The sequence below is a fragment of the Niveispirillum sp. FG156 genome (assembly GCF_057809555.1).
In genome coordinates, this window is record NZ_JBMDKE010000017.1 from 41,358 (window position 1) to 64,615 (window position 23,258).

General features: G+C 63.0%; 25 protein-coding genes. 21 read left to right on the plus strand and 4 right to left on the minus strand.

All coding sequences use genetic code 11. The annotated features are described in order from the left end of the window. Positions 1 to 2 precede the first annotated feature (2 nt). From ACODSP_RS12555 to ACODSP_RS12600, 10 genes are all read left to right on the plus strand, one after another. A complete protein-coding gene (locus ACODSP_RS12555; RefSeq protein WP_488965916.1) occupies positions 3 to 1,385 on the plus strand; it encodes a phage major capsid protein in 1,383 nt (460 codons plus the stop codon). 62 nt (positions 1,386 to 1,447) lie between these two features. Continuing rightward, a complete protein-coding gene (locus ACODSP_RS12560; protein ID WP_488965917.1) occupies positions 1,448 to 1,876 on the plus strand; it encodes a hypothetical protein in 429 nt (142 codons plus the stop codon). A gap of 2 nt (positions 1,877 to 1,878) precedes the next feature. Continuing rightward, positions 1,879 to 2,514, plus strand: a complete 636-nt coding sequence (locus ACODSP_RS12565) for a hypothetical protein (protein ID WP_488965918.1) — start codon at positions 1,879 to 1,881, stop codon at positions 2,512 to 2,514. Beyond that, positions 2,514 to 2,846 (plus strand): hypothetical protein, encoded by a 333-nt coding sequence (locus ACODSP_RS12570; protein WP_488965919.1) that lies wholly within the window; start codon positions 2,514 to 2,516, stop codon positions 2,844 to 2,846. Before ACODSP_RS12565 ends, ACODSP_RS12570 begins: the two co-directional genes overlap by 1 nt. Then, on the plus strand, positions 2,843 to 3,508 hold the full coding sequence (locus ACODSP_RS12575; protein ID WP_488965920.1) for a hypothetical protein: 666 nt from the start codon (positions 2,843 to 2,845) through the stop codon (positions 3,506 to 3,508). The genes ACODSP_RS12570 and ACODSP_RS12575 overlap by 4 nt, the downstream gene beginning before the upstream one ends. 2 nt (positions 3,509 to 3,510) lie before the next feature. Further along, positions 3,511 to 3,930, plus strand: a complete 420-nt coding sequence (locus ACODSP_RS12580) for a hypothetical protein (protein ID WP_488965921.1) — start codon at positions 3,511 to 3,513, stop codon at positions 3,928 to 3,930. Between the two features lie 15 nt (positions 3,931 to 3,945). Continuing rightward, complete coding sequence (locus ACODSP_RS12585; protein WP_488965922.1) at positions 3,946 to 5,184, plus strand: phage tail tube protein; 1,239 nt, start codon at positions 3,946 to 3,948, stop codon at positions 5,182 to 5,184. A 31-nt stretch (positions 5,185 to 5,215) separates the two neighbouring features. Then, positions 5,216 to 5,689 carry a hypothetical protein gene (locus tag ACODSP_RS12590; RefSeq protein ID WP_488965923.1) on the plus strand — a complete coding sequence of 158 codons (474 nt, stop codon included), beginning with the start codon at positions 5,216 to 5,218 and terminating at the stop codon, positions 5,687 to 5,689. A gap of 116 nt (positions 5,690 to 5,805) precedes the next feature. Then, entirely contained in the window at positions 5,806 to 6,042 is a 237-nt protein-coding gene (locus ACODSP_RS12595) for a phage tail assembly chaperone (protein WP_488965924.1), read from the plus strand. A gap of 66 nt (positions 6,043 to 6,108) precedes the next feature. Beyond that, entirely contained in the window at positions 6,109 to 6,969 is an 861-nt protein-coding gene (locus ACODSP_RS12600) for a 3'-5' exonuclease (protein ID WP_488965925.1), read from the plus strand. Here ACODSP_RS12600 and ACODSP_RS12605 read toward each other — a convergent pair. Then, positions 6,948 to 7,109 (minus strand): ribbon-helix-helix domain-containing protein, encoded by a 162-nt coding sequence (locus ACODSP_RS12605; RefSeq protein WP_488965926.1) that lies wholly within the window; start codon positions 7,107 to 7,109, stop codon positions 6,948 to 6,950. The genes ACODSP_RS12600 and ACODSP_RS12605 overlap by 22 nt on opposite strands. A gap of 147 nt (positions 7,110 to 7,256) precedes the next feature. On the opposite strand from ACODSP_RS12605, the gene ACODSP_RS12610 reads away from it, so the two are divergent. Continuing rightward, positions 7,257 to 7,658 (plus strand): hypothetical protein, encoded by a 402-nt coding sequence (locus ACODSP_RS12610; protein ID WP_488965927.1) that lies wholly within the window; start codon positions 7,257 to 7,259, stop codon positions 7,656 to 7,658. Then, on the plus strand, positions 7,655 to 8,584 hold the full coding sequence (locus ACODSP_RS12615) for a BRO-N domain-containing protein (RefSeq protein WP_488965928.1): 930 nt from the start codon (positions 7,655 to 7,657) through the stop codon (positions 8,582 to 8,584). Before ACODSP_RS12610 ends, ACODSP_RS12615 begins: the two co-directional genes overlap by 4 nt. On the opposite strand, the gene ACODSP_RS12620 is transcribed toward ACODSP_RS12615, so the two are convergent. Next, the gene (locus ACODSP_RS12620) at positions 8,581 to 8,841 is read right to left on the minus strand and encodes a hypothetical protein (RefSeq protein ID WP_488965929.1); all 261 of its coding nucleotides are present in this window, start codon (positions 8,839 to 8,841) and stop codon (positions 8,581 to 8,583) included. The genes ACODSP_RS12615 and ACODSP_RS12620 overlap by 4 nt on opposite strands. Positions 8,842 to 9,931: 1,090 nt before the next feature. On the opposite strand from ACODSP_RS12620, the gene ACODSP_RS12625 reads away from it, so the two are divergent. The 9 genes from ACODSP_RS12625 (at position 9,932) to ACODSP_RS12665 (ending at position 22,219) form a co-directional block, all read left to right on the plus strand. Then, complete coding sequence (locus tag ACODSP_RS12625; protein ID WP_488965930.1) at positions 9,932 to 13,228, plus strand: hypothetical protein; 3,297 nt, start codon at positions 9,932 to 9,934, stop codon at positions 13,226 to 13,228. Further along, positions 13,228 to 15,567, plus strand: a complete 2,340-nt coding sequence (locus tag ACODSP_RS12630) for a hypothetical protein (RefSeq protein ID WP_488965931.1) — start codon at positions 13,228 to 13,230, stop codon at positions 15,565 to 15,567. The genes ACODSP_RS12625 and ACODSP_RS12630 overlap by 1 nt, the downstream gene beginning before the upstream one ends. Before the next feature lie 16 nt (positions 15,568 to 15,583). Further along, complete coding sequence (locus ACODSP_RS12635) at positions 15,584 to 18,064, plus strand: phage head spike fiber domain-containing protein (RefSeq protein ID WP_488965932.1); 2,481 nt, start codon at positions 15,584 to 15,586, stop codon at positions 18,062 to 18,064. Then, positions 18,064 to 19,725: a glycine-rich domain-containing protein gene (locus tag ACODSP_RS12640; protein ID WP_488965933.1), complete on the plus strand. Its 1,662-nt coding sequence runs from the start codon at positions 18,064 to 18,066 to the stop codon at positions 19,723 to 19,725. The genes ACODSP_RS12635 and ACODSP_RS12640 overlap by 1 nt, the downstream gene beginning before the upstream one ends. After that, positions 19,725 to 20,318, plus strand: coding sequence for a hypothetical protein (locus tag ACODSP_RS12645; protein WP_488965934.1), 594 nt, complete (start codon positions 19,725 to 19,727; stop codon positions 20,316 to 20,318). The genes ACODSP_RS12640 and ACODSP_RS12645 overlap by 1 nt, the downstream gene beginning before the upstream one ends. Before the next feature lie 25 nt (positions 20,319 to 20,343). Continuing rightward, positions 20,344 to 20,628, plus strand: coding sequence for a hypothetical protein (locus ACODSP_RS12650; RefSeq protein WP_488965935.1), 285 nt, complete (start codon positions 20,344 to 20,346; stop codon positions 20,626 to 20,628). Continuing rightward, complete coding sequence (locus ACODSP_RS12655) at positions 20,628 to 20,909, plus strand: hypothetical protein (RefSeq protein ID WP_488965936.1); 282 nt, start codon at positions 20,628 to 20,630, stop codon at positions 20,907 to 20,909. Before ACODSP_RS12650 ends, ACODSP_RS12655 begins: the two co-directional genes overlap by 1 nt. A gap of 67 nt (positions 20,910 to 20,976) precedes the next feature. Further along, positions 20,977 to 21,621, plus strand: a complete 645-nt coding sequence (locus ACODSP_RS12660; RefSeq protein ID WP_488965937.1) for a glycoside hydrolase family 19 protein — start codon at positions 20,977 to 20,979, stop codon at positions 21,619 to 21,621. 1 nt (position 21,622) lies between these two features. After that, positions 21,623 to 22,219: a 3TM-type holin gene (locus ACODSP_RS12665; protein WP_488965938.1), complete on the plus strand. Its 597-nt coding sequence runs from the start codon at positions 21,623 to 21,625 to the stop codon at positions 22,217 to 22,219. Between the two features lie 4 nt (positions 22,220 to 22,223). Here ACODSP_RS12665 and ACODSP_RS12670 read toward each other — a convergent pair whose 3' ends face one another. Further along, positions 22,224 to 22,640: a hypothetical protein gene (locus ACODSP_RS12670; RefSeq protein ID WP_488965939.1), complete on the minus strand. Its 417-nt coding sequence runs from the start codon at positions 22,638 to 22,640 to the stop codon at positions 22,224 to 22,226. After that, positions 22,637 to 22,972 carry a hypothetical protein gene (locus ACODSP_RS12675; RefSeq protein ID WP_488965940.1) on the minus strand — a complete coding sequence of 112 codons (336 nt, stop codon included), beginning with the start codon at positions 22,970 to 22,972 and terminating at the stop codon, positions 22,637 to 22,639. The genes ACODSP_RS12670 and ACODSP_RS12675 overlap by 4 nt, the downstream gene beginning before the upstream one ends. Positions 22,973 to 23,258 lie beyond the last annotated feature (286 nt).

Consider the following 23,258-nt stretch of genomic DNA (forward strand, 5'->3'; position numbering starts at 1 on the left):
AAATGGATTTCGACAGTGATTTTGAGGTCAAGGAAGCTGGCGGTGGTGATGATCTGCCGAAGGTGATCGACCAGCTGGGCCGCGCGTTCGAGGAGTTCAAGTCCAAGAACGACCAGGAACTGAAGGAACTGAAGTCCGGCATGCGGGCCGCGCCCGCCGACCTGAAGAAAGTCGAGGAGGCGCTGGACAAGCTCCAGGCCGCCAAGGATGCCATCGAGGCGAAAGCCGCTGCCCATCAGAAGGCTATGGATGATATGGAAAAGCGGTTTGGCCGCTTTGGTATCGGCCATAATGGCGGCCCGGAACTGGATATCGAGAAGGAGGCAAAGGCCTTCAACTTGCTGGCCAAGAGCCAGGCAGCCAAGCTTCAGCGTCCCGCGCCCAGCGACATGGACGCCAAGGCCTACGCCGAATATAAGGCGGGCTTCAATGTGTTCCTGCGTCGCGGTGAACAGGGTCTGGATGCCGATCAGCGCAAAGCCATGAGCATCGGCAGTGACCCGGATGGGGGTTATCTGGTCCAGGCCGATGTGACCGGGCGCATCGTTACCCGTATCTATGAACTGTCGCCCATGCGTCAGATTTGTTCAGTGCAGCCCATCAGCACCGATGCGCTTGAGGGCGTGAACGATCTGGATCAGGCCGGCGACATGGTCATGACCAGCGAACAGACGGGTCCGTCTACGACCAGCACTGCGCAGATTTCGAAATGGCGCATTCCTGTGTTTGAGGGTGCGGTGGAGCCCAAGGCCACGCAGCAGCTGCTGGAAGATGCCGCCGTTGATGTGGAGGCCTGGTTGGCCCGTAAGACCGGTGATCGTATCGCTCGGGGCCAGGGATACCGTTTCATCAACGGCAATGGCACGTCGGAACCCCGCGGGCTTTGCACCTATGACACCGTGGCGACGGGTGATGGCACTCGCGACTGGGGTAAGTTCGAGCATGTCCTTTCAGGCACCAATGGTGCCTTTGGCAGCAGCAATCCGGCGGATGTGCTGTTTGATCTGATCGGCGCCTTCAAGGATGCGTATCTGGGTAATGCCCGGTTCATGACGCGGCGTGAAGTCATCACGGCGGTGCGCAAGTTCAAGGAAACCACGACCGGCAATTATCTGTGGCAGCCGGGCCTTCAGGCGGGCCAGCCCCAGCAGCTGCTGAACTTCGGCGTCACCATCAACCAGGACATGCCGGCGCTGGCCACCGGATCGCTTTCTCTGGCCTTTGGTGACTTTGCCGAGGGTTATCAGATTGTGGATCGGCTGGGCCTGTCCACCATCCGCGACAACCTGACCCTGAAGCCCTTCGTGAAGTTCTACACCCGCTGCCGTTTCGGCGGCGGGGCGTTGAATTTCGAGGCGGTGAAGTTCCTGAAGTTCGCCGCCTGATGACCGACCATGACTGATGGCGCGGAAGCGCCGTCCGTTTGCCCTGAAAGGAGGGCTACATTATGCGTGACCAGCTGAACCATCTGCACCCGCTACCGGCCATCGTGCCGCAGGCGGCCCGCACTGATAACACCGCCATCGCATCGTCCATCATCGATGTGCGCGGCTACGGTGCCCTGACATTTGTCATCGTAACGGGCACCAATACCGACGCCAATGCGACCTTCGCCGTGACGATGGAGCATGGCGATGCGTCCAATCTGTCCGACACGGCGGCTGTCACGTCGGCGGACTTGGTTGGCACACTGGCCCTGGCCGGTTTCACCTTCTCTGACGATGGGGAGACCCGGAAGATCGGATATATCGGCAACAAGCGCTATGTGCGCCTGACCATCACGCCCAGCGGCAATGACAGTGGCAACATCTTCGTTGCGGCGGTCGCCATCCTGGGCAAGCCCGAACAGGCCCCGACCCCGAACCCGTCGGTCTGATCATGCTGACCCTGATCACGCCCGCCCCCGACCTTGGCCTGCTTTCCGCTGCGGAGTTGCGTGCGGCGGCGGGGCTGGCGTCCGGAGATACCAGCCGGGATGAGGAGCTGACCGCGCTGGGGTTGCGGGTGGCGGGCTTGATCACGGGCCACTGTCGGGTGGCGGCGGCTGGCGTGTCGCCGCCTACCCTGCGTGCCGAAACGGTGGAGGAGGTATGGCGGCTGACCCAGCCGGTCCGTCCCCTGATCCTCTCACGCCGTTTCGTGGCATCGATCACCAGCGCCAGCATCGCCGGCACGTCAGTTGATGGCAGCCTGCTGGAGCTGGATAGCGGTGCCGGCCTGCTAAATCGTCTGGACAGTACGGATCGGCGCTGCACGTGGCCGTGCGAGGATAAGATCGTGGTCCGATATGTCGCGGGCTTTGCCACGGTTCCAGATGCGCTGAAATCCTGCGCCATCGATCTGGTGCGCATGATGGACAGCGTGTCGGGCCGCGATCCCCTGCTGCGGGCGGAGCAGGTCGAGGGGGCGACGCGGCTGGAGTATCAGATTACGTCGGGCATGGCGATGGAGGGCGGGATTCCGAAGGACATCGCCGACCGGCTATCGCCTTACATGTCGATGCAGGTGGTCTGATGCGGCCAGCCGACGCCCTGGCCGCCCTGCACCGCAGCCTTGATGCTGCGGGTCAGCCGGTCACCCTGCGCCGGGAGGGATCGCCGGCGGTGGAGGTGGAGGTCGCGGCGATCTGGCGGGCTGCCGGATCCACAGACCTGACCACAGGCACCGCCCAGACGATGGGGCGATTGATCCTGTCGCCAGCCCATCTGGCGGCGGCGGGATATCCAGATGCCGGCAAGAAAGGGGATCGCGTGATGGTCGATGGCCGCACCCGCACCGTAGAGGAGGTGGCGGTACGGTCCTTTGGCGGTACGCGCGTGCGCGTGGAAATGGTGGTGAAGGGATGACAAGCCGGTTTGAGCAGGTCATTCGCCTGACCATCGCGCAGGTCCAGCCACCGGACGTGCAGAAGCTGCATGCGCAGCTGGCGCGTAAGGGATTGGCGGAGCATTTGGCACGGCTGCCGGCGGGTGCGCGGCCACAGGTGCGGACCATTGTCGACGGTCGCATCGGCGCGTCAGAAGACAGTGTCAAGCCTTACGGCCTGATCCGGTACGAGTTCACGCAGCTGGCAGAGGTCGCGCAGGCGGCCCTGGAAGCGGTGCGAGAGAGGGTGCCGCGCAAGAAAGGCACCTATCGCGACAGCTGGTTCATCATGGCCGACGGGGCCCGCGTGGCGCCCGATGCCATCCCACTTTCCGCGGATGAAGTCATCATCGTTTCGGATGAGCCCTATAGTCGCCGCTTGCTGGTTGGCAAGCGGGCCGATGGTCGGCCCTTCGTGCTGACCAACCTGCCGCCCGGCTTTGTTGAGTTGGCGCGGGAGGATGTGGCGCGGCGGTTTGGCAATCAGGTGCGGGCGCGGGTGCAGTTTATTGCGCTGAAAGGCGGGGCGACATTGACGAACCGCAACATGCGCACGTCACGCGACAATCTGGGTGGTCGAAGGAAGGATCGCAGCGGCGATGAAATCACCTATCCAGCCATCGTCATCCGGCGGCTGGTCTGATCATGGGCGATTTCTACAGTGCAGAGGATGCCATCATCGCACGGTTGATGGCGGGATGGACGGCCACGCCCATCGAACGGCTGCGCAAGACGCCAGACACGCCGTTCGACCCTGGTGAGGTTCTGGCCCCCTGGGTTCAGATTGAGGTGATCGGGGACAAGGAAACGCCTTACCCCGGCACACAGCCGCCGCGCGTGCGCATCGATGGCCTGATCATGCTGCACCTGATGGTGCCGGCGGGTGCGGCCACGGCCCGCGCCGATCTGGCGGCCATGCACCGAAATGCGCGGGCCTTGCTGTCGCATCGGCATTTCGACGGTGTCGTTGTTCACGGCCTGTCCAGCCATGGCGGCAGGCCGGCGACGGAAGACGGCAATTATCACGGTGTCACGGCAGTGGCGCCTTTCTTCTACATCGGTTGAGGAGGACCGGCAGCCATGAGCGGCCAGACGAACTATAATCGCTATGTTGCCATCAAGGCGCAGGCCGGTCTGGGCCAGACGGCCAGTGGCAGCGGCGCCATCATTCTGCCCGTGACGGGCGGCAAGGGGCAGGCCACGACCAGCGCCATTGCCAGCAATGAGGCCCGCCGCGACGGACAGTCCACGCGGGGCCGTCATGGCAGCCGCCGCACCCAGGGCCAGTATCCGGGCGAAGTGCGGATCGGGGCCCAGGATGAGATTGTGGCCGCCGTCATGCGTGCCTCTGGCTGGGCCGCCGCGACCACCGTCAGTAACGCCACCACAGGCTTTACGGCGGCGACCCTGGCGGTGTCCGGCGACACCGTCACCCTGACCAGCGCTGTCGGTAGCCTGTTGACCGTGGCCGGCGGCCCGAAGGTGGGCGATGCCGTGACCTGGGCCAGCGGCGTGGCCCTGGCCGACCGCAACCGCCCGCTGATTGTCACGGGCGTGTCGGCCAGCACCATCACCTTTTCCGAAACACTGACCACGGTGGCGGGGCCGGTTTCCACCTGGTCATTGAGCGTGGCATCCAAGGTGGTCAACCCCGATGCCGGCGCCCTGGTCACCACCTATTACACGGTGGAGGAGCATGAGATCAGCAATGACGGGTCGGAACTGTTTCCCGATGTGCGTTGGGGTCAGCTGCAGATCGGTATGCAGCCCAATGGCCTGCTGACGCTGAATTCCAGCTGGACCGGGACGGGCGCCATGCAGGCACTGGAAGGCTCCAGCGCCCCGCATTTCTCCAGCCCGACGGAACCGGCGGCCACGGCCCAGGCCGCCGCCATTGATTGCCGCCTGCTGGTCGGTGACACCGCCATCGATGTCAGCAGCCTGGATGTCACGGTCAGTATCCAGCTTTCCACCTATGATCAGGCAACCACCAAGGAAAGTCCTGGCGTGTTCGACGGTGCCATGACGGTCACCGTCAATTTCACCTGCCTGCGGTCTGATCTGTCCTTCGTGGTGGACAGTCTGGATGAAACCCCGCTGTCCCTGACGCTGCTGGCCCGGCCGGAGGATGGCACGCAGGGTTTCTGGGGTTTTCACATCCCCAACTTCACCATTCCGATCCCGGACAAGTCCGAGATTTCCAAGCAGGGCGGGCCCATGACCCAGACCATTTCCGTGCCCGCCGAACTGGTGGGCAAGGACAATGCCGGGGCCGGGCATGACGCCTGCACCATCAAGTTCTTCCGCTCCAACGCCTAACCGGCCCGCACGGCCATCATCGAGGATCATCATGACCAAGAACAACCCCGCTGTGGCCGATGCCACGCCGCCCGCCCTGTTCGATATCGGCCAGATCACGGCTGTCAATACCGGGACCCTGACCATTCTGCATCCCGTCACCGGGGCGGCCACGGGCTGGACCCTGACCATTGCCGGGCCGGAACATCCGGTGACGGAGGCCATCGCGGATGAGGTGTCGGCGGAAAACGACGCCCGCGCCCGCGCCCAGGAACAGGCCCGCGTCAATGGCAAGAAGTGGAAGGCCCCCGACGATGGCGAGGAACACCGCACCCGCACGCTGTCGCGCCTGGCGCGCCGCATTCTGGGCTGGACCCCCGTCACCTTCGATGGTCAGCCCTTCACCTATAGCGAGGCGAATGCCATTCGCCTGATGGATGAAGGCAAGTTCCAGCCCATCGCCAAGCAGGTGCTGGAGTTCCTGGGGGATGAGGCCAGTTTTACGAAACGCTCCGCGACGACTTAATCGCGTTCGCGGAGCATCATTTCCGCCTGTGGCGCCGCGATGAAAAGCAGCACACAGAGCGGGAAAAGCTGGAGGGGCTGATCAAACGGTCCCGCAACCCGGCCAAACGGGAGGCGTTGGAAGCGCAGCTGGCGGGGCCGCCCCCGCCAGCCGGTTCTATGACCATCTGGAACCGGTTTATCGACCTGTCATCGGGCCGGGGCGGTGGCTTCGGCCCCGCTCCCATCAGCTGGATGGATATCGCCGCCTGGCAAAGCCTGCGCCGCATCCGGTTGAGCGGATGGGAACTGGACCTGATCCGGGATCTGGACAGCGCCTATCTGCGGATCACGGGGGAGAAGGTGGAGGGGTAGGTCTGTGTTGACTCAAGCTAGATGTTTGATTTGATAATTCACCCAAAAATCGGGACGGGGTGGATTATGTTCAACTGGTTAAAGCAGCTTTTAGGTAGCTCAAAGAAAGGTACGGATCAGTCTGGTGATGTCGAAGGTATAACCGTGACGGTTATACCTTCGGTTGGTGTTGTCGGGGAATCAGCTGTGCGGGCACCAAATCTCTGGGAGCAGGCGCAAAAAAAAGCAGATTCAGCAGAAAGTGAAGTGAAGGCACCAGAGCGGTATAAAGGCGTACCAAGAAAAGCGTTGGTAGTGGATGTCGAAACAACCGGACTGAACAAAGATGACAGGATGGTGTCGTTTGCCGGCATCATTCTTCAAACGGAATCTCTCGAAAAGGACCTGTATGATATAAAATTTGTCCATTTCATTTTCGACCCGGGTTTCAAGGGTGGGGCCGAAGCGGAGCGGATACACGGATACAGTGACTGGTTTCTACGGCATCAGCCTTTCGCCGTTGAAGAGCTTGATGTGATTGAGGGCCTGATCAATGAGGCCGATGTCATCATTGCCCATAATGCGGCCTTTGACCTGGATTTCATCTCCAGGGACTTTGCCGCAGCGGGTCGTGAGATGCCGGTGAGGCCAGTATTCTGCACCATGCAGGCGTGGCGAGCGCGATATCCGGGCTTCCGCGCAAATCTGAATGCTGCTTGCCGACACATCGGCATATCGCGGCGGTCAGAGCGGCACGGAGCTTTGGAGGATGCCTGGCTGGCCTTGCAGGTGTATTTGCACCTGAATGCGCGGCGGCATGTGGCTATACCGGTTCCGCCGGAAATGCCCATGAAGTTCGCCAATGAACGGCCAGTGCCGCCGATGCCGGAAGGGCCACTGCCCCGCCGGAAGCGGCGGAAGAAGGTTCAAACGGGGGGTGGGAGGTAGCCTTTTTCGGTCAGCCAGGATTTCAGGATGCGTTCAACGAGGGATGACACGCTGCGATCATCATCCTTGGCGGCGCGGGTGAGCGCTTCCTTCACATCCACGGCCAGCGTAACGCTGGTCGGTTGGGCTTTCGGTGTCACTATTCCTCACTAGCTTATAGTTGACGGCTTAAAGTTAGTGCATCATAGTCGATTTCACTATCAGGTTAAAGGCCGATAGCGGCCGGACAGGGTGGTGCAACACCCGGTCCGGCCTGACCACAACGAACCTGTAGAGGAGGTCCGGCGATGGCTGACGGACTGAATAGCATAGCTTTGCCTGTGCCGACCATGGTGGCGGTACTGTTGGGAATGCCCAGGCAGGATGTTGAAGGGGCGGTAGAGGCGTTGATTGCGCATCTGGACGCTCTGGATGGTGACCCGGACATGGAAGCGGAAGAGGATTGTTGCGAGGCCCACGACGATGTCGGCACGGGCAGCGCACAGGCGCGCTTTCTGTCCAATGATTTCTGTCCGGGATCGGACGAGGATGCCGAAGAGGATAATCAGGATTGCTGTGTTGCCGGTGATGATTGCGGGGTTCCGCGCCGTCACCGGCCCCCGGTGCAGATCCTGGCCAGCCCGGATACGCCGGTAGGTGATGGAAAGTGGGTATTGCGCCTGCGCGATGGAAAGGTGGTGGTGCGATGAGCAACGTCATTCCGTTTGATTTCGAGGGTGGCAAGGTCCGCGTCATGATGCGCGGGGATGAACCCTGGTTCGTGCTGGCCGATGTCTGCCGCGTGCTGGAGATTGAGAACTCCCGTCACGCGGCTTCGCGGCTGGATGAGGACGAAAAGGATACCGTCGCTAATAACGACGGTATCGCGGCGGCCCAGGTCCAGAAGGTCACCATCATCAATGAGTCGGGACTTTACTCGCTGATCCTGACCAGCCGGAAGGAAGCGGCGAAGCGGTTCAAGAAATGGGTGACGGCGGAGGTTCTGCCGTCCATCCGCCGCACGGGCCGCTATGAAATACCGGTGACGGCCACGGCATCGGCTTCCGTGTCGGTGGCGGTGACGCCATCGGCGGTTTCGGCCCCGGTGACCAAGGATGTTCTGTCGTCGCGGGAGCGCAACAGTCAGATTGCGCTGGTCAAGCTGGTTAATGAGCTGTACGGGCCGGAAAAGGCGGCGGCCATCTATCGCACCACTCGCCTGCCTCAGGTGGAGGGGGTGGTGGCGCCGCCGGCGCTGGAGATTGCCGAAATGGATGGGCCGGGCTGTCTGGCCCATCTGTTGCGGACCAAGGTGGCGCGGTCGAACCTGACCATGGGGGATATGGTGCGGATCGCCCGGCGAGACGTGTTCACCCGTTCCCGCCTGTGTGCCACCGGCGTTTTGGTCAATCCCGACGGCTGGCCCGGACACATGGCCATCGCCAGTCAGCATCCAAGGCTGCAGTACGTATTCAGCGACACGCCCTGGATTGCCGACTGGCGGTCAGCCCTGATGACCCTGCCCAGTGCCACCACCAGCCCCGGTGTCATGGGGTTCGGCGGCACCAATAGCGGGGCCATCATCCTGCCGTGGGATGTGGTTGATCTGGTCCTGGGACAGCGGGAGGCGGCTTAGTTGTCGCGCGAAGTGAACTTGAAGTCCGGAGTAGTGCTAGTTGTTTCTGGTGCCACAAAGGTAGAAAATATCGCGCCTGTAGGAAGACAAAAACCGCCCACAATGATGTAGGAAAGTTTGATAAATAGCTGGTGCAAGTTGATGATTTTCCGGACAGATAGGCCGGCAACTTCTGTTTCATAGCCAGCATCTATGGACCACCCCATGGCGATTAGGATGCATCCCAAGGCAATGGTGGCCCATCCAAAGTAGCGCATGTCTGTCTCCGTTTCACAAAGGCACCACAGTCAAACTGTGGTGCCTTCTTTATTGGAGGGTCAAGTAGTGGTGCAAGCTGAAGCGGTAACAGCCATCAACTTTGACGGGGGTCCGGCACTGGCGGGCGCGGAGCAGGTAGAGAAAGCCGGTGAGCGGATTATCCGAACGGAGAATCAGGTTGTTGTCGCGACCGAGCGTGTCCAGAAGGCGCAGGCCGATACTGCGGCTGCGTACAGACGTTTGGAGCGGCAGTTGGACCCGCTGGCAGCCCGCCAGCAGGCGCTTGAACGTGGGATGAACCTGCTGAAACGCCAATTTGACCGCGGACGAATCGACGGAGATAGATATGCACAGATGCTTGGGTTGTTGAACCAGCGTTATGCGCAAATGGAGCCGGCGGTAGCAAAGATGGTGCCTGCTGTGTCACGTTTTGCCGCAGCTAATGAAGTGGCGGAGAAATCTTCGGGGCGGCTTGGTTCGACATTACAGCAAGCCGGATACCAAATCGGAGACGTTGCGACACAGGTTCTTGCTGGCGGAGATGCGTTTAAGGCGGCTGCGATGCAGTTTGGTCAATTCGCGGGAGCCTTTGGTCCGGCTGGCGCCATTACAGGAGCGTTGGTTACCATTGGCGCTGTGGTTTTCTCCATGATTGACCTGAAAAGCGCCACAGAGCAGGCAGCGGAAGCGCAGGACGCCTACACTAAGGCTATTGAGGCGTCCAACCCGTTGTTGAAGTCGGCTACCGATCTGGCGGACGCCAAGGCGGAGGCTGATCGAGCGTCGGCGATTGAAAACACGAAGTTGGCCCAAGCTGAATTGCTTAAACTTCGGACAATGCAACAAGTCGATTTGCGAACCGCACAGGCGCGTCTCGCGCTTGAAAGGCAGGCGGCGGCGTCTCCCGGACAAAACGCAGCTGCCCGAACCTTGCGAGAAGCGGAGAATGCTGCATCAGCGGTTGCGAAAGCTTTGAGTAGCACAGACACGCAGATTTCGGAATTGGCAAATAGACTTGGAGCTTTGAATACAGAGACTGATGAAACTTTTGCGGGGGCGCAGCGACGCTTTCGTAATGCGCAGAAGGAATTGGAAGAGGCCGTAACGAACAGTGACCGAATTCTAGCCGACGCCATCAACCGACAGCAGGAAGGGCTTCGCGTCACCGAAGCTGTCCGCACCACCTGGGAAAAATGGGCCGATGAGCAGGTCAAGCTGAACCAGTTGCTGGCCGCCGGCGCCATCAATGCCGAAACTTTCGCGCGGGCGATGGACAGTGCCAATCCCGTGATGAAGATGCAGGCCGACCTTCTGCGCATGGTGACCGACAGCAATGATAGCGGGATGGCGGCCATCACGCGGGATTTTGATATCCAGGTGCAGGCGGATTTCAAGGCGGCCCTGTCGAAGGGGGATGTGGGAGAGGCGCTGCGCAAGCCGCTGGTATCCGCGCTGGACCGGGCCGCGCTGTCGGCGGGGGATGCGTTCGGCAACATCTTTACCCGCATTCAGGCCGGTGATTGGGGTTCGGTGGCCGAAGGGGTGGGGATTTTCCAGGACCGCATGCGGGCGCTGGAGGAGCAGACGGGTTCGTCAAGTGCAGCCCTGGCCGAACTGGGCAAGGCCCTGCTGGACAGCGCCGAAGCGGGCAATGCCCTGGGCAATATGCTGGGCAGCCTGTTCGGGCGTTCGGCGGCGCAGAACGAGAATGCGCAGAAGGGCGGGGCCATCGGTGGCACCATCGGCAGTTTCATTCCGGGTGGCAAGGCGGCAGGGGCCTTCATCGGAAATGTGATCGGCGGCATGTTCGGCATGTCCAAGGCCGATGAGCGGGCGGCCAAGATGGCGGCGGAGGTGGTGGAGCTGTCGAAGGGCATGAATGCCTTCGTCCGGGCGGCATCGCCCCTGCGGGGATTGGCCGGGGAATTGTCGGCCCTGGATGATCAGTTTGCCCAGCTGCGGGCAGAGGCGATGCGGCTGAAACAGCCGGTGGAGGAACTGACCAAGAGTTACGAGATTCAACGGCGCAAGATTGCCGAGAGTTTCGGCCAGGGCGTCGATGACCTGATCGACCGGTTGACGGGCCGGCAGGCGCAGTCGGATTTTCGCGAACTGATGCGGGCGCAGGATCAGCGGATCAAGGATGCCCTGCTGGCCGAATATGACCTGGCCAAGGTGCGCCGGGTCAATGCCCTGGAGCTGGAGGAATTCTTCAGCACCCTGTCAGAGCGGCAGTTGGACGCGTTCGGCAGCCTTGTCACGGTGCTGGACCGGATCAAGGCGCGGGTGCGCGATCTGACCGCCACGGTCAATGACCAGCTGGATACACAGATGGATCTGGCCCGGCAGTTGGCGCAGCAGTCGCGCCAACAGGCCCAGGCCTACCGGCAGTTGGCGGCGTCTCTGCGTGAGCAGATCGCGGGCAATCTGACGGGCGACCTGTCGCCGCTGTCGCCCGGCGACCGGTACAGCGCGCTGTCCGGTGAGTTTGACCGGCTGTTGGCTGCTGCCATGGGCGGTGATCAGACCAGCGCGGACAAGATTGCCCAGGCGGGAACCAGCCTGCTGGAGGCGTCGAAGGCGATGAATGCCACCGGTCCGAACTATGTCAACGATTTCGACCGCGTCCAGAAGGCCCTGGCCCAGGTGGCCACCGTGGCGGATATCCGGGCCACGGCCCTGGACCGCATCGCCGATCTGGCTGATACCCAGGTGGTGATCCTGGAACGGATCCGCGATGTGCTGTCAACCGATCTGGGTAAGCCGACTGCTGACGCCATTGCCGCCGCGATTTCGGACGGCGTGCTGACCGTCCAGGAAATCGACAGCATCAACACCACGCTGGATGATCTGTATGGGCAGTTCTCGAATCTGCCAGGTGCATCGGCGCAGGCGGTAAAGCTGGCCATCGAGTCCATCCGCCCGCAACTGATCGCCGGCACCCTGACGGAGGAGCAGAAAGCGCAGTTGACGGGCGGGCAGGGCAAGATCGCCGAAGCTCTGAACACCTTCAAGGCGGACCAGCTGGAGCAGTATCGGCAGGCCCTGATTTCTGCCGGCAGTGCCATCACGTCGATCAGCAATTTCCTGTTGGACCCGAATGGCCGCATCCCCGCCGCCATTGAAAATGCGTTCAACGCCATCGATCTTGATCTGGCGTTGAGCGGCGCCATTGAGACGCTGTTCGCCGATGCTCTTGGCGGTGAAATCAGTTTCCCGCCCCTGGTTGTGCAGGCCGGGCAGACGATCAGCGATGCCGTGGGGAAATGGACCGCTGACGCGCTGTCCACCCGCATCAACAGCCAGTTCGGGACCGCCATCGCGGATTGGTTAACCAGTGCGGACCCGCGCACCCTGGTGGACCGGGTCAATGGCATTTTCCAGCGCGCTGTCGGCGGGGAACCGGACTGGCAATTGAGCCTGAAGGATCTGCTGGACGGACAATCACCGCTGGTCAGCAATCTGCAAATGTTGACCGTTGCCGTCACCAGCCTGACATCGGCTATGCGGTCGCAGCCGGCCAATGATAACGGCGCCCAGACGGCCTATGACAGCGCCATGCAGACTTATGTCACGGGCATTCAGCGAGCCGCGACCCAGGCGGCACAGACGGTGTCGACCATCCCGTTTGATGATCGCAGCGGCAGCCACAATAACCGCAGCAACCTGTTTGTCGATGCCGCGACGGGCGCCACCATGTCCGCCGGCGGCAACAAGGAAAATGACAGCAGCCGTCAGCGCGCGGCCCAGCTGGCGTCGGGTTTGTATCAGCTGGGTCAGCAGATCCAGGCCTTGGCCGGCGGAACGCTGCCGCAGTTCCAGGTACAGGCCAGCGAGGAGAAAAGCGGTTACAGCATCGGGGCGCTGAACCGGCTGAATACGTTCGGCGGCAATGATTATGAAGCCATTGCCCGCAACTTTGTCTCCGATGCGGTCAGCGCGCTACAGGGCGGAAATGCGGCGGCCATCGATATCCTGAAGGCCACGGATTGGAGCAACCTGACCCGTGGGTTCAGCGAGGCGGCTGCCAGCATCTATCAGCTGCTTCACCCCCGGCCCATGGCCAATGGCGGTGTGGTCACCGGCGGGATTCCAGGGCGCGATAGCGTGCCCTTGCTGGCCATGCCGGGTGAACGTCTTTTCTCGGTCCCGCATAGCGTGATGCTGGAGACGATCTATCGGCAGGCGGCGCGGGCAAGCCAGGGTCAGCCGGCCAGCGATCCGGCGCAGTTGGCGGAACTGCGGGCCATCCGGCAAGAGATGGCGGCGGGGCGGGAGCGGGAGGCGCAGGGGCGGGTCATGATTGCCGATCTGACGGCCCGTCTGGTCAAGTCCAATGAGCAGCTGGCCAAGCTGGCCCGCACCGAAAAGGCGGGGGGTCGGTGATGGGGGCTGCCTTTGATGCGCTGATCACCGATCCGGCATCCATCCGCGATTATCTGGTGACGGCGCAGCCCTATGCCATCGTGCGGGCCAGCATGGCGCAGCAGGCGGCGGGTAACCGGCTGCTGGCGGCGGCGGGGACGTTCACGGTGCTGCGGGTGGGGGATGCGCTGACCCTAACGCGCCCGGCCCTGGCCGATGTGTCGGTGACCATCGCGGATCTGGCGCAGGATGGGTCCTGGGTGGCGGTGACGGGTGTGACCCTGACCGATGTGGCGGCAGCGGGCCTGGAGCTGACGGGGTTGGTCACCCGCTACTGGTCGGTGCATGGCTATAATAGCAGCCCCGCTGACAGCCCCGCCAATGTGCATTATGAGGGCCGGGTGCAGAACGCTTTGCGCTTTACCCGCAGCATGTATGGCGGCGCGCGCATTGGCGGGCGGTCGATCCCCGGTTTTGGCGATATCGCGCTGAACAATCGCGACGGTGCCTGCGACGGTTTCGGGGAATGGGGGTGGGATGGCCGGCGCATCACGGTCGAGCTGGGCGGGGAGGATTTCGCGCGGGCCGATTTTGGCACCATTTTTGTCGGGATCACCGATGGCTGCACCCTGGATGACGGGACCTTCAGCATCGCCGTCAAGGACCTGACCAAGCTGCTGGATCAGGATCTGTACAGCCCGCGCTATCGCGGGACGGGCGGGTTTGAGGGGGGCATTGACCTGCGCGATCAGGCCAAGCCCATCTGCATTGGTAAAAGCTTGAATGTGGAGCTGGTGCCGCTTGGCATCGTGAATGGCCGCTTCACATTCCAGTTTCACGCCGGCGGGGCCGTCCATGCCTATGACAGCGGCTGGCATGTGGTGCGGGACCGGGGCGTGCCCCTGACCTATGTCGCGGCCAATCCGGCGGCGGGGCAATGGACCCTGGATGCCGCCAATGGTGCCGTGATTGTCGGGGGCGATGAACCCAGGCTGCTGACCGCCGATGTCATCGGCAGTGTCGATGCGCCGGCAGAGCCATCGGCGGCACGGGCCATGGAGTATCTGGCGACGCGGCGTCTGGTGCTGGACAGTGCCGTCAGCCTATCCAGCCTGACCATCGGGACCGGCAGCCGCACCCTGGCCCTACGGGACACGATGCCCATTGGGGTGGGCGGTTACGCGCTGATCGCCGCCACGACGGCGCCCGACAGCAGCTGGATGTTCGGGGAGGTTACCGGATGGGCGGCGGGGGTGCTGACCGTCACCGTGACGGCGGCGGCGGGGGTTGGGACCTTTGCCGACTGGACCGTGACCAAGATCGGTCTGTTGCCGGCGGAGATTGCCACCGCCGGCGGCGGCGATGTCTTTGATGCGCTGCATGCGATCAACCCGGCGGCTGTGCAGGTGTATCTGCGCGATGGTGGCAACGCGCTGGATGTGCTGGACGAAATCGCCAACAGCATTGGGGCCTGGTACGGGTTCAGCCGCGCGGGCCTGTTTGATGCCGGGCGGCTGGAGGCGCCGGCGGGCGCGCCGATTCTGGCCATTGACGGCGATAATCTGCTGGATGGTTTCGCGCGGGAGGAGGCGCGGGCGCCCGTCTGGCGCATGTCGGTGGGGTTTGCCCGTAACTGGCGGGTCATGGCCGTCGATGATCTGGCCGATAGCGTCCGCCGCAATGCCGTGGCCAATGGCACCTTCGACAGTGACACCGTCTGGGCCAAGGGCACGGGGTGGAGCGTTGCTGGCGGGACGGCCAGTGCCGCTGCCGGCTCTGCCTCTGACCTGACGCAATCCATCACTCTGGATGTCGGGCAGGATTACATCCTGACCGCCGATGTCTCCCGGTCGGCGGGGGCACTGACCTTCAAGGTGGGTGCCCTGACCCTGGGGGCGGTGTCGGCCAGCGGGACGGTTGAATATGTGTTCACGGCGACGGCGGCCACGCCCGTCCTGACCCTGGCCAAGGATGCGGCATTTGCCGGATCGCTGGACAATATCGCCATCACAACGGCGCAGCTGCGGTTTTTCCAGTCGGCGTACCGGTACCCGGTCGCGTCGGCCAATGGCCGGGTGCGCAGCCTTTATGGTCAACGGGCCGCCGCAGACCGCCTGGATACGCTGCTGCTGTCTGAGGCGGATGCGCTGGCCGAACAGCAGCGACAGATGGACCTGCATGGCGTGCCGCGCGCGGTTTTCACGGCGCCCGCCAAGACGGAACCCTTTGCCGTGGAGATTGGACAGGCCGTCAGCCTGACCGATGGTCGTTTCGGCCTTTCCGGCGGGCGCCTGATGCGCGTGCTGGGGATTGATGAAGATGCGGGCGACAACCGCGTGACCCTGACGCTCTGGGGGTAAAATGCCATTGGATGGAATGACCGGACGCGCACGCAATGTCGTGATCGCGAACAATGATTTTGCGACCAAGGACGGCGCAGTCCTGACCAGCCCGACCAGCTTTGTCGCGGGCATGGGCCTGTCCAATATCCTGAATGACCGGCTGAAAATGGTCTGCCGCACCATCGGCAACAGCGTGATCCTGGATCTGGATATGGGTTATCCCGTGCCGGTCAGCCTGATCATGATGTTGGGCCATAATTTTACGGCGGCGGCCCGGTGGCGCATTCGCGGCGCGCGGGCCCGCAGCGGTGCGGCCAGTGATGCCGGTGGGTATAGTTTCGCCCTGGCTGATACGGTCTATGACACGCGCAGCATCCTGGCCAGCGGTACCGCGCGCGGGGCCTATAGCTGGACCAGCACCATGCTTGACCATGATTTGACCAGCGGGACCCTGCCGGCTGGTCTCAGTCTCAGCCGGGCCAGCACGGCGACATATTCTGACTATACCGGCACGATGCGGACGGCGGCATCCGGTGAGGCGCGGTTTGATTATGACCCGGTGACCAAGACGGCGCGCGGACTGCTGGTAGAGCCGGCGGCGACGAACCAGGTGTTACGCTCGGAGCAGTTTGACAATGCTTTGTGGACAAAAATACAGGCTTTGGTCACGCCTAGCGCAGGCTTGTCTCCGGCGGGAACAAATTCTGCCCAGAAAGTAATCGAAGCGTCGGCATCAGGTATTCATCTCGCGTTGCAGACTACAGGGATGGTCGGCAATATCGTAGTCACAGGTTCTTGCTACTTTAAAGCCGCTGAGAGGTCCCGTGTTCGGTTGGCAATAGTCGATGCCGGCACGGGAGCTAGCTTTATTCAGGCGGATTATGATTTAGTAACTTTAAACACGGCGGCAGCCAACGCAGGAACGGCATCGGGGGCGACGGCGCGCATCCAGAATGTAGGTCTCGGATGGTTTAGATGCACGGTGAGTGGCATCCCAAGCACAACAGGTAATGCCCTTAGATTTGATATGTACCTGCTTGATAACGCCGGCAGCAACTCTTATGCAGGCGACGGTACGTCTGGGCTTTTCGCCTGGGGTGCGCAACTCGAAGCCGGATCGGCTCCCACCAGCTACATCCCTACTGCCGGCACTACAGCGACCCGCGCGGCGGATGTTCCCGCGATGCCGACCAGCGCGCTGCCGTCGTTCAACGCGGCGGGCGGGACGATCATCGCGTCGGTGAATTTTCCGTTTCAGGGCGGCTCTTTCTTCCCCTACATGGTGGCGTTGCTGGGCTCAAATCCCAACACAGATATCATCGGCCTACACACGCGTCTGTCTGGCGTCGGTGGCGCAGTCGGTGGGTTTGAGGCCGCTATTGTGGCTGGAGGGACGGCATCGTTTGCCGAGACTATCGCTGTAAGTATTCCCGGCACATGGACTGGCGGCATAGCTTACGACAACACAATGGCCATTGCTGGTGCCAATGGCACGCTTACGTCCGCGGATGTCACTATAACGCTGCCAACGGTGACGACATTGGCATTCTGCCCATCGGCTAGATTCCAGCCGCAGTCATCTGCATGGATCAGCCGCTTTACCTACATCGCTAGCCGGGTCAGCAACGCCGACCTCCAGACCCTGACCAATCCGGCTACCTCTGCCGCGACCCGCGCCGCGACGCTGGCGGTCTATGCCGGCACCGAATCTATCCAGCCCATTACCCTGGGGGCAGGCTCCAAGACTGTCTATGTCGATGATCAGGACATGCGGTTTTATGCGGGTGTCCGCGTCCGGCTGTCCATCGACAGCAGCAATTACATGGTCGGGACCGTCGCATCCTATGACCGGCCATCGCGCCGGCTGGTCGTGTCTATCGGGTCGGTTGTCGGGTCTGGATCGGCGGCGACGGTCACCATCAGCCGCGAGGCAGCAGACCTGGCCGTCTGGCCGGCGGTGGAGCCTTTTGGCCTGACCTATTGGGGTGATTTCCGATGGGGCGGGCAGATCGACCTGCTGGGAGAGGGGTATCAACCGCCGGGCGTGCATATGCCGGGGTTGGCCAATGGTGATGGTCAGCCCATCTATGCCCGCTATCTGAAGATCGAGGTGCAGGATAGCAGCCTGTCCTGGCTGGATATCGGGCGGCTCGTGGTTGCGGCGGCCTATCAGCCGACCATCAATATGGCCTGGGACTGGCGCGTCAGTTGGGTTGACCCGTCGCAGCGGGAGCGGTCACGCGGCGGGCAGCTTTATGTCGATGGCCGCAAGCAATGGCGGGTGGCCTCGCTCCAGCTGGCCAATGTCGGGCGCGATGAGCTGTTGAGCCAGGTCTATGAGCTGCGCCGCGCCGTTGGCGTGCGCAAGCCCTTTGCCCTGATCCTGGACCCTACCGACCCGGCCAACCTGCACCGGCTGACCATTTGGGGATCCATCCCTGACCAGACCATGGATTTTTCAAACCCCCAGTACGGCGATTACCGCGCCGCACTGACCGTGGAGGAGCATTTCTGATGCCAACGCTAAATGGCAATAATTACGATAGCGCTTCATTCCAGGGGCAGGCCTATGCCTCCGAAGATGGCGGCTTTGTACCGGCGCTTGACGATGCCGTCGCCCACTTTCGCGGCATTTACCGGGCATATAGCGCCACCAGCCTGACCATTGGTAACGGGACCAAATCGCTGATGGTCGATAAGGATCGGCCCCTTTTCGCGGGCTTTTGGGTCCGGATCGAAAGCGAGGCGAACAGCGGCAATTACATGGAGGGGACGGTCACCAGCTATAATGCCGACACCGGCGCCTTGGTGGTGAGCGTCGCTGTCGGCGATACCGGCGGAACGGGGACGCTATCGGCCTGGAACGTCCTTTCGATGGGAAAACGCGGGGCGACGGGGAACGCCGCCACATCGGCGACGGAAGCCAATCAAGGCGTGGTCGAGCTGGCCAGCCGGGCGGAGGTGGCCGCGCGGGCAGATGCATTGCGCGTCGTGGTGCCGGCCTACCTGGACCTCCGCGACCGCAGTGCCAGGACCAGCAACACCATTCTTGGTGTCGCGGATCGTGGCCATTTCATCGACATTGCCAGCGGCACGTTCACCCAGACCATCACGGCGGCGGCGACCATGGGGGCCGGATGGTGGTGCCGTCTGCGCAATAGCGGAACGGGCGACATCACCATTGACCCCAACGGGTCGGAGACCATTGACGGCCTGACCAGCTTCGTCATGTATCCCGGTGAGTGCCGGGACATTTTCTGCGACGGCACCAGCTTTTTCAGCGTGGTGGTGTCCCCGTTCCGCAAGGTCTTTGCGAGCAGCGCGACATGGACCAAGCCGCCCGGATATCTGGCGTTCGATGTGGACGGCCTGCCCGGCGGCGGCGGTGGTGGCGGCGGCGGGCGCCGGTCGACCGGCAACAGTGCGATGGGCGGCGGCGGCGGCGGCGGCGGCGTTCGTCGGCGGCTCCGGCTGCTGGCGTCGGCCCTGACCGCCACGGTTTCGGTCACCATTGGAGCGGGCGGGGCCGGCGGAACCAATGCTGCGGATAGCGGCAACGGTGGTGATGGCGGAACCGGTGGAAACACCTCATTCGGGTCGTACCTGACCGCCTATGGTGGGGCTGGTGGTACGGGCGGCGGTGGCACCACCGGCGGCAACGGCGGTGGCGGCGGCAGTGACCTTGCGGCAGGCAGTGGCACATCTGCCGGCGCCCCCATGGTTTCCGGTTCACCGTTCGCCGGTGGCACTGGCGGCACGTCAGGCGGCACGAAAACAGGCTCTCCTTCGACCTTTGGCGGTGGCGGTGGCGGCGCCACGGCGGAACTCTCCGATGCTGGCAATGGCGGCGGCAGCTTGGAAGGTGGTGCCGGCGGTGGCGCCGGTGGTGCGCTGACCAGCGGTTCTACCCCGCGCCTGGGCGGTGTCGGCGGATCGCAGACTGCAACCAGCGGCGGGGGTGGCACCAGTACCAATGCCGCTGCTGGCGGGGGCGGTGGCGACTATCAGGGCGGCGGTGGCGGCACGCCCGGTGCTGGCTTTGCGCCCAATGTCGGGGGCGCAGGTGGCAAGGGCGCTGGTGGCGGCGGCGGTAGCGCGGCCCGCGATGGTACCGGCGGTTCCACGGCTGGCGGTGCAGGCGGTAACGGTGAACTCGTTGTGATCGGGGTGGTGTGATGATCGAGCTGAACAATTACGCGCGCATCGAAAACGGCCTCGTGGCCGAAACCATTGCCGCCGCTGCCCCACCGCCGGAGGGCGAGTGGATTGCGTGCGCCGGCGATGTTGAGGCCGGATGGCTATTCGATGGCCAGGATTTCTATGCCCCGCCACCACCGCCGGAGGTTCCGGGCCTTTACGCCGAGCTGGTTGACAGCGTCGTCACCAACCGCGTCGTGGCCGCCCCCAGCGTCGCTGCGGAGCGTGGCTGGGAAGCTATCGGCGATGACGTACAGATCGGCTGGGTGCGGGATGGGGATGGGTTTATCCCACCCCCGCCACCCGTGCCGGTGCCCGTGCCAAGCCTGAAAAAGATGACGTTCCTGGGCCTGTTGGTGTCGGTGCTTGGTGAGGCCAGGTCGATTGCCATCCTGTCGAATGGCCCGCTTCTGCTGGTATTCGCGGGGGCGGAAAAGATCGACTATGTCGATGTCTTTGTCGGCATTGATGGCGACCCGGCGCAACCCAGTTACACGGCGCAGCTGCTGGCGGTGGAAGCCGTCACGGAGGCCGAAGTGGCGGCCCTGCTGGCGGCCTGGCCTGTCATCTGATCGTCCCGGACGATTGGGGGCGACAATGTCTATGTGGCATTTGCTGGCCTGGCGGATTGGCCAGGGCGGGTCCTTGCTGTCCTGCGCCCTGAATGTCCTGATCGGGACGGGCCATCGCAAGCTGACCTTGTCGGCGGGCACATGGCAGTTGCACCGACAGGGGGCGCGGCGGGCGCGGCTGTTGCTGCCCCTGATCGAGGGGATCAACCGGTTTTTCACACGGCCCGACCATTGCCGGCGGGCCTGGATCAAACACATCCCCATCCTGGTGATGGAGGGTATCGATATTGGCGATGGGAGCGGGGGATAATGAGCAATCAGGACAAGGATGCCCTGACGGTGGGGGCGCGCGGGGTTTTCATCCCCACGGCCTTCGTGCTGCTGGTGGGCGGGGGTATCTGGTATGCGGCCATTCAGCACGCAGCGGTGCAGGCCCTGACAGTCAAGGTTACGGCTCTTGAGGTGCGTGTGGAGCAGCGTACCGAGACCGAACTGCTGATCGACAAGCGGCTGGCGCGGGTGGAGATCCTGTTGGAGACAATCGCCGCCCGATTGCCGCGCGATGATGCCCGGCCGGGCGGCCCCCGCTAAGGCCATCACACCATCACGACATTGACCAGCCCGGCCTTCGTGCCGGGCTTTTTCATGGGGGATTGTCATGATCACGACGGCATTGCTGGCGGCTCTGGTGCCGACCACACGGCCCGGTATCCTGGCCAGTTTCGCCCCGCCGCTGGAGGCGGCGTGCGAACGCTTTGACATTGGCACGCCGGCGCGCAAGGCGATGTTCCTGGCGCAGGTGGCCCACGAAAGCGGCGGCTTCAGCCGGCTTTCGGAAAGCCTGAATTACGCGGCGGACAAGCTGGTGCCGACCTTCGGTGCGTCGCGGATCAGCGAGGCGGATGCCGCGCGCCTGGGTCGTACGCCCACCCGGCCCGCCGATCCGGCAGCCATCGCCAACATCGTCTATGGCGGGGAGTTTGGCCGTGTGCAGTTGGGTAATGTCCAGCCGGGCGACGGCTGGCGTTATCGCGGGCGGGGCCTGATCCAACTGACGGGCCGTGCCGCCTATCAGCGGGCGGGGGCTGCACTTGGCCTGGACCTGATCGGACAGCCTGACCTGTTGCTCAACCCTGACTATGCGGCCCTGTCGGCGGCGTGGTTCTGGGATTGGAAAGGCTGCAATCGCTTTGCCGATACGGGTGAGCTGACGGCCTGCACCCGCAAGATCAATGGCGGCGTGATGGGGATCGATGATCGCCGCGCCCTGTGGGTGATGGCCTGCAAGCTGCTGGGGGTGTGAGATGCTGGGCAAGATACTGACGGGCCTGATCGGCGGTGGTGCCCAGGCGGTGGCCACGGCCATCACGCCCTTTACCGGCGACAAGGTGCAGGATGAGGCCAGCCGGCACGCGGAGATGCTGGCCCGGTTTCAGCAGTACGGGGCGGAGTTTGCCGACCGCCAGAACCGCACCTGGTGGGACAGCTTCATTGATGGTCTGAACCGGCTGCCGCGCCCGGCCATGGCGCTGGGGGTGATTGGCATTTTCGTGTGGGCGTCCATCGATCCGGTTGGGTTCGCGGCGGCGGCCCAGGCCTGGGCCCTGATCCCGGATGAAATGTGGGTCGTGCTGGGCGCTGTCGTCGCGTTTTTCTTCGGCGACCGAACCTTGTTGGCGGCACGGCGTGGCAGGGGTCCGACAGTAGAGCAGGTGCGGGCGGTCATAGCCACGCGGGCGGAGATACAGGCGATGCAGCCAGCGCCTCCGTTGCCACCGGCACCGCCGCCGGCGCCCATGGATGACGCGCAGTATCAGGCGGAGATGGCCGCCACGGGGCGGCCACTATCGGATGAGGCCATTAGGGAATGGAACCGGCGACACGCCGCAGACAAGCGGTGATGCTCTAGCGGTGATGTGCGTCTGCTGCCGCAGCAGTACCGGGCGTTGCGCCCCGAGGTGACAGGATCAGCTTACAATCCCTGGGTAGCCCCTCCCAGATCAGCCGGAGCGTGGTGGCGTGTGCAGCCGCCGAAGGCCAGCCCAGGGACTTTGCTTCTTGATCGTCGGCGCAAAAACCGAGTTCAATTTCGCCCGGTCCATGCGTAGCCACCTGGATCGCGATCACCTTTAGAGCTTCGTCAGCGGCCTTCTGCTGACGAAGATAGAGGTTCCTGAGATCGGCAATCCATCCTGCCGGCACGTGCATTTTGTGTGGCCGGTTGAGAGCATCCTTCACTGTTTGTGTGGACACGCCGAGAAAGGCCGCCGCCTGTGGGGAGGAAAACCCGCAGGCGGCCATCGCCAGGTGAAGGGGAGTCATTCTTCCTCGCTTTCGACGTTCGCGACCATCGCATCATATTCGGTGTCGGTGGCCGCCACGGCGCCGTGCCAAGCTTGCCCCACGATCTTTTCCCGGAGCTGGTCCAGCGTCGGCGCAAACAGCAGGGTTGGGAGCAGCCGACCGGTGCCGCCATAGCTGTTCTGCGAACGCTCGGAGATATGGACCGTCTGCACCCCACCCTCGCGGCGGAACTTGAACAGGTAGCCGTCCTCACCCAACAGGGTCTCAGCGGCATCGCGCAGAGAAAGCCCCCGACCGGAAATGTTGGACAGGTTGCCCTCGGAGTAAACGGTATAGGTGACCTTGCTCATTTCGGCGCTCCCGACTTGCCGCTGGCCATCCCTGCGGCGAATAAACAAACGATACCCTACGTTCCGTAGGGTTGCAATAGATATTTGTGAATGCGACACGGGCTTGCTTCGTCTAAATGTTCTTATTGTGTTCTCATTATGGAGCCGCGCATCGACCATTCACGGCTAGTCGGCACCCTGGGTGACCTGATCCAGCGAGAGATAGACCTTTGCATGTTCTGTCAGGTCTGCGACGACTCGCGGCTATGGGCTTTTGATTGGCTGGATCGGGACGAAGGAGGGGCTG